Source organism: Pseudoalteromonas phenolica, from assembly GCF_005886345.1.
Taxonomy (GTDB): Bacteria; Pseudomonadota; Gammaproteobacteria; order Enterobacterales; family Alteromonadaceae; genus Pseudoalteromonas; species Pseudoalteromonas phenolica_A.
This window is the reverse complement of record NZ_PNEC01000053.1, coordinates 24,606-46,288: the sequence shown is the minus strand read 5'-3', so window position 1 is coordinate 46,288 and position 21,683 is coordinate 24,606. Positions and strand designations below refer to the sequence as shown.

The 21,683-nt window shown below is 37.6% G+C and carries 13 protein-coding genes and 1 pseudogene; 7 read left to right on the top strand and 7 right to left on the bottom strand.

Annotation, left to right across the window (positions count from 1 at the left end; translation table 11 throughout):
• Nucleotides 1-166: 166 nt before the first annotated feature.
• On the top strand, nucleotides 167-790 hold the full coding sequence (locus CWB72_RS16660) for a LysE family translocator (RefSeq protein WP_130255335.1): 624 nt from the start codon (nucleotides 167-169) through the stop codon (nucleotides 788-790).
• 55 nt (nucleotides 791-845) lie between these two features.
• Here the strand turns inward: CWB72_RS16660 and CWB72_RS16655 are convergent, their stop codons facing one another.
• From CWB72_RS16655 to CWB72_RS16635, 5 genes and pseudogenes are all read right to left on the bottom strand, one after another.
• Nucleotides 846-2,378: a response regulator gene (locus CWB72_RS16655; protein WP_138633710.1), complete on the bottom strand. Its 1,533-nt coding sequence runs from the start codon at nucleotides 2,376-2,378 to the stop codon at nucleotides 846-848.
• Nucleotides 2,365-4,071 carry an ATP-binding protein gene (locus CWB72_RS16650; protein ID WP_171037347.1) on the bottom strand — a complete coding sequence of 569 codons (1,707 nt, stop codon included), beginning with the start codon at nucleotides 4,069-4,071 and terminating at the stop codon, nucleotides 2,365-2,367. Before CWB72_RS16650 ends, CWB72_RS16655 begins: the two co-directional genes overlap by 14 nt.
• A 529-nt stretch (nucleotides 4,072-4,600) precedes the next feature.
• Nucleotides 4,601-5,509, bottom strand: a pseudogene (locus CWB72_RS16645) (IS30 family transposase).
• A gap of 398 nt (nucleotides 5,510-5,907) precedes the next feature.
• On the bottom strand, nucleotides 5,908-7,890 hold the full coding sequence (locus CWB72_RS16640) for a sensor histidine kinase (RefSeq protein ID WP_138633704.1): 1,983 nt from the start codon (nucleotides 7,888-7,890) through the stop codon (nucleotides 5,908-5,910).
• 110 nt (nucleotides 7,891-8,000) lie between these two features.
• The gene (locus tag CWB72_RS16635; protein WP_138566306.1) at nucleotides 8,001-8,894 is read right to left on the bottom strand and encodes a LysR substrate-binding domain-containing protein; all 894 of its coding nucleotides are present in this window, start codon (nucleotides 8,892-8,894) and stop codon (nucleotides 8,001-8,003) included.
• Nucleotides 8,895-9,051: 157 nt separating this feature from the next.
• On the opposite strand from CWB72_RS16635, the gene CWB72_RS16630 reads away from it, so the two are divergent.
• The 6 genes from CWB72_RS16630 to CWB72_RS16605 all read left to right on the top strand — a co-directional run bounded on the left by CWB72_RS16630 (nucleotide 9,052) and on the right by CWB72_RS16605 (nucleotide 17,376).
• Nucleotides 9,052-9,534, top strand: coding sequence for a DoxX family protein (locus CWB72_RS16630; protein ID WP_138633700.1), 483 nt, complete (start codon nucleotides 9,052-9,054; stop codon nucleotides 9,532-9,534).
• Between the two features lie 112 nt (nucleotides 9,535-9,646).
• Nucleotides 9,647-10,594: a glutathione S-transferase family protein gene (locus CWB72_RS16625; protein ID WP_138633698.1), complete on the top strand. Its 948-nt coding sequence runs from the start codon at nucleotides 9,647-9,649 to the stop codon at nucleotides 10,592-10,594.
• 99 nt (nucleotides 10,595-10,693) lie between these two features.
• The gene (locus tag CWB72_RS16620; protein WP_138633695.1) at nucleotides 10,694-13,186 is read left to right on the top strand and encodes a cation:proton antiporter domain-containing protein; all 2,493 of its coding nucleotides are present in this window, start codon (nucleotides 10,694-10,696) and stop codon (nucleotides 13,184-13,186) included.
• 193 nt (nucleotides 13,187-13,379) lie between these two features.
• Complete coding sequence (locus CWB72_RS16615; protein ID WP_138633692.1) at nucleotides 13,380-15,266, top strand: M6 family metalloprotease domain-containing protein; 1,887 nt, start codon at nucleotides 13,380-13,382, stop codon at nucleotides 15,264-15,266.
• 290 nt (nucleotides 15,267-15,556) lie between these two features.
• Nucleotides 15,557-16,174, top strand: coding sequence for a class I SAM-dependent methyltransferase (locus tag CWB72_RS16610; protein WP_138633689.1), 618 nt, complete (start codon nucleotides 15,557-15,559; stop codon nucleotides 16,172-16,174).
• An 80-nt stretch (nucleotides 16,175-16,254) separates the two neighbouring features.
• Entirely contained in the window at nucleotides 16,255-17,376 is a 1,122-nt protein-coding gene (locus CWB72_RS16605; protein ID WP_138633687.1) for a cysteine desulfurase family protein, read from the top strand.
• A 10-nt stretch (nucleotides 17,377-17,386) separates the two neighbouring features.
• Here the strand turns inward: CWB72_RS16605 and CWB72_RS16600 are convergent, their stop codons facing one another.
• The gene (locus CWB72_RS16600) at nucleotides 17,387-18,283 is read right to left on the bottom strand and encodes a phosphoadenosine phosphosulfate reductase family protein (RefSeq protein ID WP_138633684.1); all 897 of its coding nucleotides are present in this window, start codon (nucleotides 18,281-18,283) and stop codon (nucleotides 17,387-17,389) included.
• Nucleotides 18,276-21,683, bottom strand: a complete 3,408-nt coding sequence (locus CWB72_RS16595) for a hypothetical protein (RefSeq protein ID WP_138633681.1) — start codon at nucleotides 21,681-21,683, stop codon at nucleotides 18,276-18,278. The genes CWB72_RS16600 and CWB72_RS16595 overlap by 8 nt, the downstream gene beginning before the upstream one ends.

Below are 21,683 nucleotides of genomic sequence, written 5' to 3'. Positions count from 1 at the left end.
CTACTGGCTATCGTAACTAAAAACGTGAAGTTTGACTTATAAGAACATGATATAAAATGATTTTACAGAGTGTAAACTATACACAATTGAGTGATTTTCATATTTTCTTGCTAGTGAATATTTGTGTCGTTACACTGTTTCGAAATTATTAATTGAGATATAGGTAGTGGAATTAACAACATGGTTTAGCCTTGCGATAATTTGTATTATTGGCGCTATGTCACCTGGCCCTAGTTTAGCGGTCGTTCTTCGTCACTCTTTGTACAATAGCGCTGGTCATGGCATCATTGCCAGTGTTGCCCACGGGGTTGGTGTGGGGTTATACGCCGCTCTTTCATTAGCTGGCTTAGCAAGTTTAATCACACACTTTCCTATTGTATTTCAAACCTTAGTGTATGCAGGTGCTGCCTACCTAGCTTATATGGGCTGTAAAATTCTAACCAGTCAATCCTCTGGATTCGATGTCTCAAGAGCAAATACAACAAGCTACAAACAAGCTGCGCAAGACGGATTTGCAATTGCATTTTTGAATCCTAAGCTTGCGATCTTTTTCATTGCGCTTTTTTCGCAGTTCATTGAACCAGGCTCTATGACATTGTTTGTTGCAATATTAATGTGTGGCACAGTATTGAGCATAGACACACTTTGGTATTTTTTTGTTTCAGTGGTCAGTGCAAAAGCAAGTGAAAAGTTTGATTTAACAAAGAGACAAGCGGTCATTGATAAGTTACTGGGTGTAGCCTTCTTGTTATTGGCAACAAGAGTTTTGTACCAACAATTTATGGATTAAAAAAACCGAGCATTCATTTTATGAATGTTCGGCTTTATTGTTTAACAGTTAGTGCTTAATCAGGATATGCATCCATGATCTTTATTACTTCATCCATATTTTGTACAAATGCGTCAACCAAATTAGGGTCGAAATGTTGGCCTTTTTCTTCTTCAAGTAATCGTAAAACTTCTTGAGAGTCCCAAGCTTCTTTATAACAACGCGAATGAGACAAAGCATCAAACACATCAACTAACGCTACTATACGTCCATAAATATGAATTTCATCGCCTTTCAAACCATTTGGGTAACCTTCGCCATTGAACTTTTCATGATGTTCTCCAGCTACAATAGCTGCTGCTTTTAGAGTAGAGCGTTTTGAACGAGCGAAAATGTCATGACCAATGTTTACATGGGTTTTCATCACCTCAAATTCTTCTTCGGTCAGCTTACCAGGCTTTAACAATACTGAATCAGGTATGGCAACTTTACCTACATCATGCATAGGTGAAGCCATATATAACTCTTGTGCTTCTTCTTCCGATAAGCCAATCCATAAAGCTAATGAACGCGATAAATGAGCAACCCTACGAACATGGTTTGCAGCTTCTTTAGATCGACTCTCTACCACCTCTCCTAAGGTTTCAATAATTTCAGACTGTGTTTCGAAAACTTCTTTATCAAGCTCTAAATTATCAAAAGCAACTGAGATATTATTCGAAAAAAGCTCGAGTAACTTTTTATCTAATTCATCTACTTGATTAATACCCTCTAAGTAAATGAGGTTTTCTCCTGCATTAATTGTCTCGAAATAGCCGACAAAGCAATCATTCTCAATGACACTTTTACGGTTAATACAAGCATTCTCAATCATTGCTTGAATATTTTCAGGGGGTTCTACAAGGTTGCCTTCTTTAGGGCAATAATTACCAGTGCCTGCAAGAAATTGAAGTTCGCCGTCGATTTTTCTTACAGCAAAGTTGTTTTTATTTTCTGCTATTGATTTATCTGCATGAAGCAGTGCTGCTATTTGTACTAGTAAGCCACTTGCAAATTCTTGAATAGAGCGAATACGAAATAAACTGGCTGTTGAATTAATAACTCTTTCGAGACCTTCGCGATGATTTTCAAGTTTCTTTCGAGCAAGTTCTATATCTTGAATGTCTCTAAACCCACGTAATCCGGTATATACAACGGTAAAAAGTTTATCACTACTCAAGCTGGTTTTGTCTTTGTAATCATTTATATCATAGTTGGTGATTACCGCTCTTTCTGGTGCTTGGCCGGGTTGACCCGTTCTAAGGATTATTCTGATGAAGTGGTTATTTAATTCCTTGCGGATAAACTCAGCAACTTTTAAACCTGCATCATCGGTTTCCATGACCACATCAAGCAAAACTAATGCTATATCGTTATGTTCAGTGAGTACCTTTCGTGCTTCGTCTCCATTATAAGCACTAATAAATTCAAGGCCGCGCTCATCAAATTCAAACCTGTTCAAAGTTAGTTTAGTAACAGCATGAACATCAGGTTCATCGTCGACGATTAATACCTTCCATGCAGCTTTACGTGCTTCCTTAGGCTTAGAAGATTTTTTAAATAAGCCCATTTTCGTCACCTTCTAATTTTGATTGAATATCAATAGGCACATTAATGACAAATTTAGTGCCTTCATTTATTTGGCTCTCAACAGAAATGGTTCCGAACATTTTTTGTTGTACAATATTGAAAACCACATTCATGCCTAATCCAGAGCCTCCATTGGCGCGATTAGTGGTGTAAAAAGGTTCAAAAATTTTGTCTATTGACTCCGTGGACATTCCCTTTCCGTCATCAATAAACTCAAAAATTAACCTGCTATCTTTAGTATAGAAGTTTAATTCTACTTTTCCTTCCGATTGGACATCATATGCATGTATAAGTGTATTTTGTATGAAATTGGTGAAAATCTGTGCCCAAGAGCCGGGGTAATTATTAATGATGAGAGGATCAGACTGAGTATTAACCACAAATACTACCTTGCTTTGTTTTAACTTGTTTTTAAGGCTCATCATTGTTTCATTGAGGTATTGAATAATATCAAATTGCCTTATCTGCTCAGCTGACTGATCGACAGCAACGAGTTTGAAGCTCCTTATTAAATCTGCAGCACGCTGAAGACTGTTTTGTATGGTGGTTGATAACTCTTGCGATTCATTAATAAAGCGAGTGAAGTCACTTTCTTCTAACTCTCCTTCTTCAAATAACCTAGCGATTTCTTGAACAGTTGTTTGAAAGTGAGAAATACCGGTTAGACTTAACCCAACAGGTGTATTGATTTCATGCGCAACGCCTGCGACAAGTCGCCCTAAAGCGGCCATTTTTTCAGATTCAATTAACTGAGACTGTGCGATTTGCAACTCATTTAGAGATTTCTCTAGTTCTTTTTCAGATTCAATCAACTTAGACTGAGCATTTTGTAAATTACCTAGAGAGCACTCTAATTCTTTCTCTGATTTTTGCCTGACATCTATCTCATTTTCAAGTTTAGAGTGTTGTTCATTAAGTTGAGCAATCGTTTTATTAAGTTCATCGGTTTTTTCTTCAATGGTATATTCAAGACTCTTATTTGCTGCATCTAAACTACTGATGGTCTCAGATGTTTTACTAATCATTGCGTTCAGTGCTTTTTGAAGAGTACCTAGCTCATCTTCATAGTTTCTAGCAACAGTTATTGTTGAACTGCCTAAATCACTTGGATTAATTTTACTAATTTGCGTCGTTAATTTTTTAAGAGGGGTGCTTAATAGTAATTTAAAAGCAACTGAGATAAGTATAAAGACAGCAGCTATATTAATTGCTGCATTAACTAACAGTAAAAATAGGCTCTGTTGGACATTATTGATTATGAAATCTTTGTTCGAATAAAAGGTGATGGTACCAATTTCGGTTGTCGTATTTTTTGATGTGTTAAGAAGCGGAAACGAATGTGAAATAAAATTATCTTCTTGACCGGTATCATTTGATATTGTGCCAACACTTACAATATTATCGGTTTGACCTGATGTAATGACGACCCCTGATATATGTGGGAGTCCTAAAATACTTTTGGCAGAAATTTTGAGTTGATCATAATCTTCATTTAAAAGATCAAAAGCGAGTTTATGCTTGAAGTTGTTTTCAGAAGCCTCAACTACTCTGTAAACCTCATTTTGTGCATGAAGATATTCAATATAAACATGAACAGCGGTTACTAGAATCGCCAGTATGAAGTAAACCGTTAATACTATAGCGAGTAACTTAATTGATAAAGATCTAACCAATTTTAACTCCCAATAATCACATAAAAGCATATTTGTATTTATTAAATTTAGTCTTGATCAGGAAGGTGGGCAAGTTTTGTTCAAGTTAATAAGTAAAAAGTGATTTTGTATTCTTTGATCTAATGTACCATTCAACCAGAAAGTGCAATTACAGATATTTTTGGTAATTAATCTTACGTTTTCATATATTAATTAGCTGAAAAAATAGGTCATAGTGTAATACTATCTTTTACAGACTGCTCGAAGAGGCGCGCCATGCATAATGAGTGTCGGTGCAGTTAGCCTAAATTTAGCACTACATGAAACCACTCCATTGGTTCAATAAAATAAATGTTTGTATTCGGTTGTTAATGTTTAAGTAAATTATTGAGCATCTACTTAACCTAAATATTGCTATCAATCCTTAACGTCATAATAACTAGATTTTATTTCATTACCAAAGTGCCTAGAATGATTAGTGCAGTTCAGTGTTATAAATGTTTAGATTAATGTAGGCCCGAATTCAACTTCGAAGTGCGACACACCAACATCAAGCGGCCATGGCTAATTCTTTAAAAATAACTGCCGGCTGCTTGAACCCTAAACACTTCCTTGGACGGTTATTTATCCTTGATTGAGCAAACTGAATATACTCATCCGTTACCTGCCTTAAGTCTGACCCTTTCTTCACGTATTGCCTTAACAGACCATTCGCGTTTTCGTTTGCACCTCGCTCCCAAAAACTGTATGGGTGGGCAAAATATATGTCAGCATTAAGTGCTGCTCCAATCTGCTCATGACCAGCGAATTCTCTACCATTATCTGCTGTGATTGTGTGTACACAGTCTTTAAATGGCAAAAGCATCTCTATTGTCGCCTTAGTCACTGCATCAGCCGATTTAGACGACACTTTCTTCGCTAAATAGAAGCGGCTTTTTCGCTCTAAAATAGTCACAATCGCACCTGTACCAGGTTTACCTAATACAGTATCGATTTCCCAATCCCCGAATCGCTCTTGGCTATCAACAATTGATGGGCGTTCATCAATGGATACCGCATTTTTTATTGTTGGCACCTTCTTTTTTTGGCCTTTGCGATATCGTTTGTGTCCTTGCCTCAAGTGACGATAGTGTTGAACGCCTTGACGTTTATCTCGAGCAACATAACGATAAATCCATTCATGACTAACGCAAGCTCCTACACTTGTAAGGACATTGGATATTTGCTCAGGGCTTCAGTCGATACTAAGCAGCACGCGAACAAACGTAATACGCTCACTAGGTATTCGATATTTGCGAGCGGCTTTGCGCCTGCGAACCGAAAAAGCATGAGCATTATGAGGGCAATAACCCCCATGGGTTTGATTTCTTTTTAACTCACGATACACCGTTGCACGATGGCATTTCACTTTTTTGGCAATTTCAGAGATCGAAATACCCAGTTCCAAAAGGGTAGAAATTTGCTATCTTCTCCCCTCGGTCAACTGCTGATAACTCATAGTAGTACTGCTTGTTTCTTTGGCGAGAAGAGCGTACCACTTTCGGCAGTTGGCTTCCTCTTCTACACCTTTCTATGAGTGTCGCACTTATTATCTGAAATCAGGTATAACTATGATATTAGATAAAAATAATGAATTGATTAGAAGTTGAAGGCGCGAATAAAGCAACATATTGTTAGTTTTCTTCTATATTTTTAATCTAAATGGCCACTGTCCTCGTTATCGTAAAGTAATCAATTTAAACTTTTTGGCATATGGGTTATCTTCAAAATCAATAGAGTTGAACTGGTGGTTAAAACTGTTCGTGACAGCTTAACTAGATTAAAACGTTTAATGAGCTTTTATCTCCGCTATAACCATTACAGATAGTCATCTAAGTCTATGTCAATCTCTTCGCAGTCTGAACGATATTTGGGTAACGCAATATCGAGTCGAGTATATCTATTCTCTTCGCTAATAATTTTTATCGTACCATTTAGCGACTGGGTAATGATTAAATACACGATGTGCATTCCCAAACCAACTTTGCCTCTGATTCTTCCCGTTGTGTAAAACGGCTCGAATACTTGGTTAATTTCGTCTCTGCATATACCTACTCCATTGTCTGAGATCGACAAATGAAGCTTGTCGTTGTCGCTATTTATTTTGATAATAACCTTTTTATCTTCTTGTTTTGTAAGGCCATGCTCTATCGCGTTCTCAATAATATTGCTAAGCGCTTGAGTTAGTAAATTAACGTCGGTATCTATCTCACACTCATTACCATGAACTTCAAACTCCACTTCTTGGTTTAACTCAGAGATAGGTAAGTAGGCAAATTCTATCAACGATTTTATTTCTACCCCTTTTTGCGGACTAACATTGAGAGAACTATTAACTTGTTTAAATGTCTCGATCAGATTAACAACTTTATCTAAGTTCTTATCAATTAAGGTTTCGGCCTCTTTACAAGACAGAATAAACTCTTTTAAGTCATCTTCTTCTAACGCCTCTTGTTCAAATAGTAGGTCTAGCTTTTCAAGAGAAGCTTTCGATAAACTATAACTCGAAATAACAATACCTAGTGGGGTATTAATTTCATGGGCAATACCAGAGATCATTCTATTCAGCGAGCCGACTTTCTCAGCTTCGATGAGTTTGTTCTGATTCTCAGAAATAATTTTAGCCATTTCGTTAAAAGTTCTAGCTAAATCACCAAATTCATCCTTTGAAAGATCTGCAATACGGGTGTCTAAGTTCCCTTTAGCCAACTCCATAGCCTTAATGGAATAGTTATTTAAGGTTTCTCTGAGTTGTAAGTAAGTCCCATAAACAAAATAGATAACAATAAGGTAAAGTAATAAGCTAACAATTACTAAAGCGGCTAATTTGAGCTTTTGTTTGAGACTTCGATTTTTTAATCGAGTTTCAACATATTCTAGAATTTGTGCATCAAATTGACGCATTTTATCTATTTCTTTTGAGTAAAAATCTAAATATTTACGCCAAGTGGGAAGGTCATCTGGCTCATCTAAAATCTGCTCATAAGTATAATTTAAAAGACTTTTAGAGCTATTTAATATTTCATTTAAGGCATTTATTACATCGCTGTCTTCATCTAAGTAAAAAGAAATGTGGCTAGACGCATAATTTTTTAAGGCAATATTATCTTCAGCTTGAGCTGCTAATTTTTCTAATGTGTGATAAGTATAACTGTCTACAGTTGGCATGCTGAGAGCGTATGCACCTGCGGCGCGTAAAAATCCGATATTGTTATAAATTTCAGGCGTTTCATTAACAAAATTATTGATTAGATAAAAATTAATGGGGTCGTCGTCGTGAATAAGTGCACTTTCAAAAGAAATGATTTTTGCCAAAAGTTGCAGTTCAATTACAACCTTATCAAAATGTAAAAACTGAGATTCAATACCACCTCGCATTATTGCCTTGCTCTCGTTTAGCTGCTGCCACTGATTTTTAACATTTTCAATTTGTGATTTAACGTTTGTAGTGATTGATAATTGTTTAGATAAATTACTAGATAATAACTCTACTTCTTTTGTAATTTTTTGTTTTTCTTCTGAAATAAACTTACTTAATTGAGCATCTAAGTTTACTTCTTGTAGTACAGCATGATCTCGATAATCTTGTATTTGATAGATAGTGGTAATAAGAGATTCGAGTGATTTGACACCAAATATCTCATTTTGAGTTTTTTGGATACTTTTAGTTGTATCAATTAACAATACAAGTAAAAGAAAAAGTAAAGGCAGAGACAACATTCCAATAATGGCTATAAACTTACGAGCAAATGACATCTGCTTACTGACGTTAATTGCAATCTCAAAAAAGCGTTTATTCAAAATAAAGAAATTTCAAGTCATTGATTATTTATAAAGCATAGGCGAGTTCTTGTTAGTTACAAACAGGTTTTTGCAGATTTGTAATTTACTTATCATATTTACTGGGCAAGTTAATTGAATTCATTTTCTATACATGCTGTCAGTGCTTTCAATGCCTTACCTTTGTTTATTACCTTCCAAGCAATATTGAGCTGCTGTGGTTCGACCTGTTTTATTAGCTTAAGTTGCTTTAAAGAGCCTGCTTCTATCTGTGCTCTAATCTGCTCAGATGGTAAAAAACCAACACCCATACCGACTTCGATGGCACAAATCTTTTGTTGTAAATTACTAACATATATATGCTTTGAGCCTTCGATGATATTCGATGATTTTGCAATGGCATTGCGGCTTGAGTCGTGTACAACCACTGTTTTGTACTTAAGAATATCAGACTCTGCTAACTTTCGTTTTAGTGTATGCAGAGGGTGATTTGGCGCAGCCACGAAGCAGCTGTGATACTGGGTTAGAGCTTTTGCTCTTATTCCTTGTTGTGATGGTATGGGATCTGATGCTCCGATCACCAAATCCACTTCGTCTTCTATTAAGGCTTCCCACGTACCGTTTAACACTTCTTCTTTAAAGTCGAGTTCGATGTTTTCGTGCTCAGCTAAAAATGCATGGCAGGCTTTGAAAATTTTACGCTCGTCCACAATGGTATCAATAGCGATACGTATTTTGGGCTCCCAGCCGTGGGCGATGGTTTGCGTCTGCTCTGTCAATTTGCCAACGGCAAGTAAAACTTTACGGCCTTCTTCAAGAAGATGCAGGCCTGCGGGAGTTAATACTGAGCGTCTACCTTGGCGCACAAATAAAGTCACCCCTAGTTGTTCTTCGAGCTTTTGCACAATATACGAAATCGCTGATGGAACTTTATTAAGTTGCTCAGCGGCACTGGCAAAACTACCACGTTGGTCAATGGCGTCGAGTACTAGTAAAGCTTCTAATGTAAGCGGAGAGTGCTGCATATCACTTAAAAATATATTCAAATTTATTGTTCAAATATTTTGAACTAACTTGTCAAATTCTGCCAGTTATTTGTTTACTAATGCTTACCTATAATGGACTCACTTCTTCAGAGAAACACTGAAAAACACAATTAACTAAATTTGAGAGAGCAGCAAAATGAACACATCAACTTTATTAAACGTATTAAAAACTGACGACCAACTATCAGCTTTACCACTTCGTGTAGTCGCAGGTATTTTATTTATTGCCCACGGCGCACAAAAGTTATTTGCATGGTTTGGTGGCTATGGTCTTGAAGGCACTGGGCAGTGGATGGAGTCAATTGGTTTAGCACCAGGTTATCTAATGGCACTCATGGCCGGAAGCGCAGAGTTCTTCGGCGGGATCTTTTTATTAATCGGCTTACTCACAAGACCAACTGCTGTTGCACTTGCTTTCACTATGCTGGTGGCCATTTTTGCAGTGCATTTCCAAAACGGTTTATTTATGTCGAACAATGGGTATGAATTTGCGTTGTCACTGTTTGCTATCAGCGTTGCATTAGTATTCCAAGGTGGTGGCAAGTTTTCGCTAGACCGTACTTTAACGTCTAAGTTAATTAGCCAAAGTAACGCACAGCTTCAAACTGCCAGTAACTAAAATCGAAATATAAGTTCGAAAGTTTTTAAAGCGAAGAAATTAAAGTAAAGAAGTCACAGCTCATACGTGACTTCTTTACAGCAAAATATTTATAGCATTGAGAGGACTTATTATGGGTTTATTACAAAACGGCAAATGGGTTGATAAGTGGTATGACACCAAAGAGAGCAAAGGTGCATTTAAACGCCAAGACAGTAAATTTAGAAACACGATTAGCACAGACAGTGATAACCCTTATCAACCTGAAGCTGGCCGTTATCACCTTTATGTTTCTTTAGCGTGTCCTTGGGCGCACCGCACATTGATTTTTAGAGTGCTAAAAGGGCTTGAGTCTTTAATTGATGTCACAGTTGTTCAAGCTCAAATGCTAGAAAATGGCTGGGAGTTTGATGATGAAAAAGACCCGCTTTATGGCTTTAAATATGCTTATGAGCTGTATTTAAAATCAGATCCAAGTTATGAAGGCCGCGTGACGGTTCCAATTCTTTGGGATAAAAAGACCCAGACCATAGTCAACAACGAATCCGCTGAGATCATTCGTATTTTTAATACAGCGTTTAATGAACTAACTGGCAACACAGACGACTACAGCCCAGAAGCTTTGCTACCTGAAATTGACCAGATGAACGCACGTATTTACGACACCATCAATAACGGTGTTTATAAAGCGGGTTTTGCAACGACACAAGAAGCGTATAACACAGCGTATGATGCATTGTTTGAAAGTTTAGATTGGCTAGAAGACCATCTAAGCAAAAATCGTTATTTAGTTGGCGAGCAAATTACCGAAGCCGATTGGCGTTTATTCACGACGCTAATACGTTTTGATGCCGTGTATTTTGGTCATTTCAAATGTAATCGTACTCAGCTTAAGGACTTTGAAAACATCAGTAATTATGTTCGTGAGTTGTATCAGGTGCCGGGCGTGAGTAACACCGTTGATATTAAATACACCAAAGAGCATTACTATGCGAGTCACAAGACCATTAATCCAACTGGTGTGATCCCAAATGGTCCTGAGTTAGACTATAACGCGCCGCACAATAGGAATGAACAGTAAAAATTAACCCTTATAACTAAGCTTTACTAGTTCTATATATTAGGCTATTTGCTGATATTTAACTATGCTCAACTAAACGTCATTGCTAGGACATTATGTATGAGCTTTGCTGTTGGTCTTCAGGTTTTATTGTTCGTTATTCTTGCTCTGATCACAGGAGCAATTGTTCGCCATGGACTGAAAGGCACGCAAATACCATATACGGTCGCATTGTTGATGTTGGGCATTGGGTTTGGTTTATTGCATCGAGCAGATTTATTTACTGATAATTTAAGCGTCATTGGCAGTAGTTTAAGTTTAATTTCAGAAATTGATGCCCATTTATTTTTATTCTTATTCTTACCAACACTGATTTTTGAAAGTGCCTTTGCTATGGAAGTGCATTTGTTTAGGCGTATGTTTACTCAAATTGCAACTCTTGCTGTACCTGGTTTAATGTTAGCAATTTGGCTAACTGCAGAATTAATCAATGTCTTAGTGCCTTCCCATTGGGGATGGACATGGGCGATTTGCCTTATGTTTGGGGCTTTAATTAGCGCCACTGATCCCGTAGCGGTTGTCGCTTTACTAAAAGAAGTGAGCTCAAGAAAGCGACTTGAAACATTAATTGAAGGTGAGTCATTATTAAATGATGGTACAGCAATTGTTTTCTTTTCGTTGTTTTATGCTTGGGTTATTGCAAGTGCGAGCTCTGGCTCCGTTGCAACCTTAGCCCCCCCCTGGGAAGTTGTATTACAATTTTTAATCGTGGTTTTGGTGGGTCTAGTGATTGGCCTGATTGTGGGTTGGCTTTGTGTCTTATGGATAGACAGAGTGTTTAATGATCCCATGATTGAGATATCAATAACAATCGCGGCGGCATACTCTGTCTTTTTTATTGCTGAAACTTTTCATGTATCTGGTGTAGTTGCAGTAGTGACTCTTGCGATTATTTTTGCAAGTGTTGGACGAACACGGATCAGCCCTGAAGTGGCTGACTTTCTTCACCACTTTTGGGAAATGATGGCTTATATGGCCAATACAATCATTTTCCTTTTAGTAGGTATTTTAGTCGCTATTCGAGTCCCATTGAATGACCTAGACGCTTGGCAGGCTCTATTTCTTCTCTATTTAGGCATTTTAATCATTCGCGCATTTTCTATCACAGTATTTATGCCTGTGCTTAAGAGAATTGGTATCGGTATCAATTTTCAAAAATCAGCGGTGCTTTGTTGGGGGGGATTAAGAGGTGCGGTGTCTTTGGCATTAGCGCTCACAGTTGCTGCGAGTGATGTTTTGCCAAAAGAGCTCGGAGACAGAGTACTATTTCTCACTGCTGGTATTGTAGTTTTAACCATAGTTATTAATGGTGGAACAATGGGCGCACTGTTAAAACTTTTAGGTTTGAATAGTCTTCCTCCAGCAAAACAAGCGACGGTTGATAAAGCAAAAAATAAAGTGAATTCAGCATTGCATGACTTATTACCAGACATGATGAGTAATGAGTTCTTAAAAGGTGCAGACTGGACGAGTGTCAAGCAATCGGCACAAATTAAAGCTCTTAACGAAGTTGAAGAGTCAAATGAAGTTTCTCAAGAAGAATTAAACACGGCTTATAAACGCCGTTTGCTTGAAACAGAAAGAAAGCATTATTGGACTCAGTTTGAACAAGGTGTGCTAGGTAAACAAGCGACAAACCGCTTGGTTGAAGCCGTCGAAAGAGCACTCGATGGAGAGCCTAAAATAGGGGATAGAGAAAAACTTTTTAGTGTTTGGCAATTACCTGCGTGGCTTGAACCATTTAGGGCCTATAGTTGGTCGAATAAGTTGTTGTTAAAACTATATTTTAGTAAGTTAGCTTTGGGTTACGATATTGCAAGAGGGTTTATTCAAGCGCAAGAAACGTTAGAAAGTCACATTGATACTTTAGCTCATTCACCAGAAGCCGCAGCAGAAGTTCGCTCTGCGGTGCAGGCTAATAAACAACTCACTATTGAGCGAATTCAAGATCTTTATACAAGTTTTCCTGAAATTATCCAGGCCTTACAATCACAATCAGCAACACGTTTATTACTTAATCGAGAAAGAGCAATTATCAAAGAGCAATTAAAGCAAGCTGTGCTAGATAAACCTGAAGCGCAAAGATTGCTTGATGATGTTGAGCATAGAATGGCTGCATTACAAAAAATATCGATATTTAATAAATCTAGAGAGCAGAAATTAAAGGCAGAAATTTCATGGCTAAAAGACTTAAAAAGCCAAACAAGAGAAAAAATTTCAGCTTTAACTGAGATCAGTGTTTACGAGGCAGGACAGGTGATTTGTGCCGAAAATCAGCAAATTAATAAAATTGGCGTTGTCAGCCGAGGCAGCATTACAGAAAAATTTAAACAAACTGAAAATGGCCACACAAACAAAGTTCATATTAGTAAAGGGCCTGGAGAAACCATTGGTGTGCTTGCATTATTAGCGAATCAAAATGCCATAGAATATGTGAGTGAAACACCCGTGGAGATTATGTGGCTGCCTAGTGAAAAGTTAAAAGCGTTGATGGCAGAAGATCCGAAGCTAACACGGGAAATGTGTAAACTCTTAGCAAGTTATTCAAGTTAACATTTTGTTAATTATAATAATCAAAATTAAATAACACGCGAAATGATTTCGCTGCTGACGTGTTTAACTTAGTAGCACCGACTTTATGTCGGGTAATCTTCTCAATTCCTTTCACAAAAATTTGCCAAATGTAAATTTTTGGTTAATAGTTTATTTGTCCGTTTTGGGGACAAATAAACTGAAAGGAATAATCATGAACTTAAAACACACCGCACTAGCAACCTTGCTATGCAGCTCTGCCGCATTTGCAGCGATTCCATATAAGAACGAGCGATACCAGTTCACTCAACCTAGTGGTGAAGTGATAACGCTAACACTTAATGGTAATAGTTATTATGCTGAGCAAAGAACAGCAGATGGTCGCCTCGTTGTTTTTGACAATGCACTTAAAGGCATGGCGTATGCCAAATTAAATGACGAGGGCAGCAAACTAATCTCAACTGGCATCTTAGTCAGCAGTAAGAGTCAACAGGGTATTCAAAATGTGCAGTTGCGAGTTAAGCAAGCAGGGCTAAGTACCGAAGCGAAACAACGCTTAGTTGAAGCACAACAGCAGCGCATGTTAGGCGAGCATGATACACATACTCACTCAGTGCAATCACGCATGCAAACCACACAGATAGATGCGCAAATATCAGGGCAGGTGAAAGGCCTTACTATTATCATCGACTTTCCTGATGAACGTGGCACTATCAGTAAAGCCCAAATAGAGCGTTTTCTAAATGATGCCAATTACACCGAGTTTGGCAACGCACAATCTGTACGAGGCTACTTCACAAAAGTGTCGGGTGGCAAGCTTGATTACACCAATACAGTTACCCAGTACTACACGGCAAAAAAGAACAAAGCCTACTATGCCGACTCAAGCTTGAGCTCAACCGTTCGCTCTCAAGAACTGATAAAAGAAGCACTAGATTGGCTTGAATACCAGCAGGGTTTTGACTTCTCAACACTGACTACCAACAGCAGTAAGCAAATTCGCGGCTTAAACATTTTCTATGCAGGTAATTCAGACAGCAGTTGGTCAAAAGGCTTATGGCCACACATGGCACGTCTCAGTCCAAGGTTCTGTGCCGACGGTGTGTGTACCGACCGCTACCAAATCACCGACATGCGCAGTAGTTTATCAATTGGTACCTTTGTGCATGAATCTGGTCACTTAATCACGAATTGGCCAGATCTATACGATTACGATGGCAGCTCAGAAGGCTCAGTCGCCAGCTTTGGTGTAATGGGATATGGCGCAATAGGGCAAACTAATCGTTTTAAACCAACCCCACCTGTAGCGCACTTTAGAGCAATCGCAGGCTGGGACACTGTCACCGAGTTAAACCCTGCAATCAATGCAAATGCACCAAAAGGCACACTGAGTCACATTTCAGGTTCTAATGCATCGTATAAATGGACTAACCCGAGCAACCAAAACGAAGCATTTTATATAGAGGCCATTCATCAGAGTGGACAAAACTCAGAGCAACCAGATCAAGGGTTAGCAATTTGGCATGTCGATAGCTCGGGTAATAATTCAAATGAGTGGAAGCCCTATATTCAAATGGAGCACGCAGATGGTAATCGCGATCCCGAATACAAACGCAATCGTGGTGATGGCTCTGATTTGTTTGATTATGCAGGAGAGTTTTCAAACACCTTGCCTAATGCACTAACCTCACGAGGCACTAATTCACTTTGGTGGAATGGCAGTGACTCGGGCTTAAACATTTCAAACATTAGTGCTGCAGCGCAAACCATCAGTTTTAAAGTAAACGAGCAAATAATAGAGCCGCCAGCAGGGACTGTTTACACAGGCTATTTAGCTGATAAACAACAAGCTGTTGAGCCAAACGGTAGTTGGTTTTATTTCGATGGGGGCAACATAAGCTTAAAATTAACCGGCCCAACCTCTGCAGACTTTGATCTAAAAATTGAGCGTTGGCAAGGTGGTCGTTGGCAACAAGTAGGCTTGTCTGAGTCGCCGACTTCAACAGAGTCTATCAATTATCAAGCATCGTCTGGCTATTATCGATATATTGTCTATTCATATTCTGGTGCCGGTGACTATCGTTTAGAAGAGATAAGGTAACCTTAACAAGTATTGGTGCTACTGACTTCGGTAGCACCGACTCAAGGTCGGGTAAAAAATAACTCGACAACATCCACTATATTTGGGGTTATCTGCTTATATTAAAAGCAATTTAAAATAATCAGACCAAACATGAATAACTTATTGATTCTTATCACTACTCATCTACAAAAATTTAAGCTAAATTAGCAATCAACTAAGTTACAAAGAAACTTGGCGAGCAGCTATATTAAAACTGCACAGGCGTGAAACCCAACGTCACTTCTCTCACATTGGTAAAGAATAAACACATGACACAACAAACGCTAGACTACTACGCTCAGAACGCCAGCGCATTCGCCAACAGCACGCTTCATATAGATATGAGCGATTTTTACAATGCCTTCTTACCACACTTACCATCAGCCGAAGGTTGCCCGAATGGGTTAAAACCGCATATTTTAGACGCCGGCTGTGGCTCAGGCCGAGATGCACTTTATTTCAAAAATTTAGGATATAAAGTAACGGCTATTGACGCTTGTGCAGAATTAGCCGAAATTGCTAGTTTTCACCTAGAGCAACCTGTTTACGTTAAAACCTTTCGCCAAATTAACGACCAAAACCAATATGACGGAATTTGGTGTTGTGCAAGCTTACTTCATGTTGTTCACCGTGAACTGCCAGACCGTTTCACCAAATTAGCCAATGCCTTAAAATCAAACGGTGTACTTTACGTTAGTTTTAAATACGGTGAGGGTGAGCGAGATATAAATGATAGGCACTACACAAACTTAACCGAAGAAAGCCTAAAAGCATTGATAGACGCAGAGCCACAGTTAACGCTTGAAAAAACATGGCAAAGTGAAGATCAAAGGCCAGAGAGAAAAGGCGAGATTTGGTTGAATGGGTTGATTAGAAAGGTGTATTAGTTAAATCTCAAATTGTTATTTTCAACCTTTAAAATAACAATTTGTGATAAAGTTAATCCTTTCTAAAAAAGGGAATAACTATGATTTATCTTGATACTGCAGCCTCTTATCCATTACTACCTGAAGTCAAAGAAACTCTCATTAAAGAATTTGAAAATCATTATGCAAATTCCGCTGCAAGCCACTACTTAGGCGAAGAAGTTAATAAAAGCATTAATCGAGTCCGCGAAATGTTGGCTGACGAAATTGGTGCTTTCCCTAGTGAAATAGTATTTACAAGTGGGGCAACAGAATCTAATAACCTTGCTATTAAAGGTGCTTTATTATCAAAAGACCCCAAATTAAAATCTAAAAAGCATATAGTTACTTCTGCGATAGAGCACAAATGTAATTTAGCTATTTGTAATTACATGGAAAGTTTAGGTTTTGAAGTGACATACTTAATGCCTAATAAAAATGGTTTAATTACGGCTGAATCTGTTAAAGGTGCTTTGAGAGTTGATACAGCGCTTGTTTCTATAATGCATGCTAATAATGAATTAGGCACTTTAAACCCTATTAAAGAAATAGGGCAAGTTTGCTTTGAAAATGACGTTTTATTTCATTGTGATGCAGCACAAAGTCTATGCAAAACAGAGATTGATGTAGATAATTTTAATGTCGATTTTATGTCTTTTTCGGCACATAAAATTGCTGGCCCTAAAGGCATTGGTGCTTTGTATATTAGGGACTTAAGAGAACGAGAAATTGAACCTGTTATTCATGGCGCAGGGCAAGAGCAAGGAGTACGTGGTGGAACAGTTGCTTCACCATTAATTGCAGCATTCGGAACGGCAATAGAGTTATTTCCTTTAAGATATAAAGAGTTTAGCAAAACAAAGGCATTAGAATTCTTTAAAGAATCTTTACAAGCTACGGGCATCACTTATTCTGAGAATGGTCATGGAGAAAAACTAAGCCACTGTTGCTCTTTTACTTTTCATGATGTAAAAGTCACTAAGTTAATCAGAGAAAATGATGAAAAGATTGCTTTTGCTCAGGGCTCAGCATGCAGCTCTAAGGAAATTCAAGCATCGCACGTCTTAACAGCGTTGGGCTTTTCGAGAGAAGAAGCCGAAAAGACTTTTAGGATCAGTTTTCCTCTAGATATTAGCCATGAACAAATTTCGTTTGTAGTTAACGCTATAAAAAAAGCGACATAAGTCGCTTTTTTTATTTATAACAAGTTACACAAGCCCCACCACCTTCGGCTTCATCGTAAATATTGTCTAATTCACCGAATTCACAATACCCTTCGATATCACCTAATAGTGCATTTCTGCGTTTTTTCTTTTGAAAGCGTGCGACTTTTTTTTCATGATTTTCAATTATTCGCTTTTGAACTTCTGGATCTTCTAAAGTCTCTAGAGGCGTACCTTGGCCCATCCAGTAAAAACGTTCTCCAACGGTTGTATTTGTATCATCACCTTTTTCAAAAGCTTTGGCTTCTTCAAATAAATCGGGGTGCTTCTGCATCAATTTCACCCACTCGATTTTACGTTGGTAAAAGCAGAAGGTACAACCTGAGCGAGAACGCCATTTGTAATATTCAGGCAGCTCTAAACCATTTCGCTGCAATATATTTTCAATGTCACTGCGCACAATGCCATGTTCACGAAACGGAAAAACAGATTCAATAGGCTTTTCTATTGTCATGTATCCAGTACGTTCAGGTTCATCAGCGCGAATACCAACAAAGTTTTTAATTTTATATCCGTCTTTGATGAAGCTGTCTAGCCATTGCTCAAAAGGTTTTAACTTCATTTGGACCGTACACCAGCGATCACGTTGTGATGGTAAATAGTTACCATGTTCTTTTAGCAAATGTGCAAAGTCTTTTTCACCACGTCCTTCAATATTATTGAGTGAACGCGCGTTTAGGCGGTGAATATAGCCTAATTTCTCTTCTAATTTATCTATAAAATCATTTGTTTCAGGTAGTTCATATCCTGTATCAGTAAAAAAATACTCAACTTCTAGTTCTGGGTAAATTTCCTTAACAAACAGAGCAAGTGCGCTACTGTCCTTACCACCTGAAAGACCAAGAACATATTTAACTTTTTCAGTCATTAACAGACTCCTCAGTAACAACATCCATTAAGTCTGCAAGTAGCTTAGTCAAAGCTGCAAGCTGTTTTTCTTTTGGAATATCAGACAAGTTAGACTGAATATTACTTACTGCTTTAAGCACTTGAGAATCATCAGTTAAGTCATGTCTTATGAAGCTACCAAATTCTCTGTGTTTTCCGTTTTCATCCAATGTCATTAAGGCTAATGGCTTCGATGTACCTTTATTTTGGATGTTGCCAAAAGATTCTATTCGTCTAAATTGAATGCATAAATTTTGTAGTTCATCAAATCCATTACGTAAGTGCTTATCAGTCCAATTGCGCTCTGGAGTACCTGTAGTTAGATTGATAATAAACTCGAATTTAGTCTTAGCTATTGGTTTATCTTTATTTTCAATATAGGCAGCAATTCGCTTTGCAAACTCTTTTACATTTGGACGTTTTGCAACTTTGTCGACAAAAATACAGCGCTCTTTTAGTTGGTCATTAAAATCTTCACCAAGCATTGAAGTAATAACTTGTTTGAAACCATTAAATAAAATGTCGTGTTGTGCAGTAAGCTCTTCAATTGCGCGTTTTAAGCTAGTTGCTAATTGTTTTTCTACAGTAGGATCGTCTTTACTAAAACCAAAAACAGTAGGTAAATCATCTAAAATTAACTTAAAGGGATCGTTTGCGCCGATTACTTTATTTCTAAAATTTCGAGCTTCCTTAGATAAACCTTGTTGATGCTCTTCCCCAAAATTGTCACCACTTGTTTTTTTAACCCATGAAGGTAATTTATGAACTATACCAACAATATGTTTAGCAATATTTAGTATTGTACCATTTGGTTGTGTTTCGCCTAGAGTTGCTTTTGCTAAGTTATCTAATAAGTGAGTTTGGATTTCAGATATTTCAAAATACCTTACAGCAGCCTCATGCGGGTACTTGTATATTTTGTTTACAAGTTCTTCATCTAACTCAGGTATAAAAACGAATTGCTTAGTTGAATCAAAATCATAAAAAGCTACTTGGCCTTCTAACGATTTCAGTAGTGCAAGGCCATAAATACAACATAAGCCTGAAGTTAAACCGTAAGGAGGCTTCATCCACATATCATAGAGTGCGGCGAGAGTGACATGCTGGTTTTTTGAATATTCCTTAATAAATGTCACACCATCTTGCCAAAGCGTATGCATATTAGGGTTATTTTGTATTGCTTGCTTATCCCAATTACTTGGGAAAAGATAACCTTCACTTGTTTCTAAATGCCATCCTTTACTTTTTAAGCATGACAAATAAAGCCCTTTTTCTGGAGGAAAGCTATTTTCATCAAATCCAAGGTCTTTCTCATCACCATATTCAAACATGGCGTTCATTAGCTTTCTTATGGCGCTGTTTGCACTACCAGAAGGTTTTGATCGATTTACCAATTCATTAATAACACTAGGCGCTTTAGCAAAAATCATATTAGCAATCTGAGATGCTAAAACTGTTAACGAAGCACTAGCCAGCTTTGCGCCTTTGTATTTCCAACTCGCATCTTTAAATAAACGATGTAACTCTTCGGCAACTTTATATTTAGCTTGGGTTATTCTTGTTTCTAACTCATTTTTTGCGATGAGGTCATGACTTATTTTACTTTCCTCTTTAGCGATTAGGTTAAGTGCAATTAATTCAATTGCTTCAAGCTTTAATGAATCGAAACTATCTACACTTCCAACAGCGATATAAGAATCCTCAGTTAGAGCTGCTTTTAACTCTTTAGCAACACTTATATTTGTGGGCAATACAAAGTGTAAAAATGTTTCACCTGTAATAGGTGTGTTTGAAAGGGCAGCAATTAAGTTCTTATCAACTTTATTAACAAGTTTAGTAGATGCCCAACGCATAGTACCTGTTTCATGATAATGCGCCGTTGCTAATGTATTTTGGGGTAAATCACAGACTTGTGTCCAATCAACTCCCTCGCTAATAGCTTCAATACGTTCATTGATTAGTGTATTGATATCAATATCACTACCTTGAAAAACGAATAAAGCATCATGCTTTTGACGGTAAATAATTACAGTCCAATTTTCTAGGTCGCTAATTGCATCATCTACAGCTTGTTTTGAATAGCCACGAGTTACAAAGTAATTCGAGATAAAAGCACGCTTAGCATGTAAATGATGATGGAAGCCAAAAATTGTCAATAATGCAATTATTTTAGTGATAGAAACGTGAAGTTCATCCCCTTTTTGGCTAGCCCTATGAATGGCATCACAACCTTCTAGCCAGGCCTTACTATCATGGGATGTAACAATTAAATGATGTAAATTATGATGCAAGTAATCCCAATATGCTTCAGGTTGATACAGTGCAAGTGTCTCATTTAATTGGTTATAATTTGATTCTAAAAATTCACGAAATGCAAGCCTCTCATGAGAAGCTAAAAAGCCGAACAAGCTTCGTTCATTCTGAGAAAAACGTCTTCGAGAAACAGGACCTAGCAACAAGCTAACGACAGGATCAAGCGGAAGTGTATTCAAAAGAGCTTTTGAATTTCTTGCTTGACTAACAAAAGACTCGCTGACTACTTCGATAAGATGCTTGTGTTGATCTGTCAATGCACTTGAAACTTTTGCATTTTTAGAAATTGAATCACCAACAAGAATAAGAGATTCATCAATGGATGGATTAAAACTCAGATCGCGGTAACGGCCTTGTACTTTTGCCCATTCTTGCTGTGTTTTACTGTCTTTATTTTTTGCGTAATCAGAAAATGCTTGATGTAAAAAACCAATGATCACGACTGGATTTTTAGAGTTTTGTACAATATCAGCTAATGACTGGAATAGGTGTAGATCTTTGTTCGACCTTGATTGATAGTCGAGTGCTTTACCCATTTCATCGAGTAAAATAATAACGCCATCTGTATCAGCTTTAGGTGTCGCAATTAGCTTCTTAATTTCTTTTAAACAAGCTTCATCATCATATGAGCTAATGACTTCTTCATCAAAATCAACGTCATAAGCTTTCAATAAGCTCACTAAAATACTGTTACTGGGAGCTTCTAAACCACACACATGTTTAATGGTTTGCCAACCATTTTTGATATTAAAACGTGCATTAAAGTCTGTAATAATTGTCTGCGAATTACCTAATTTAGCCTGAGCGTATTCTCTTTCATTTGTATGTTGACTCAACAAACAACTTAGAAAGAGCGCAATGGTTGATTTACCGGAACCGTAAGGGCCTGTAATTGTATAGGCACGCTGGGTACTGCTTCGAAATTCACGGCTAATAGTGTCAATTACGTTAACTGCAGTACCATGAACGATAAAATCATCTATAAAGGGTGTTAAATCTGACGTATCAACATCAATACGTGTTGAGCTTTTATAACGTTGGTTAATATTAATTAATAAGTCAGACAT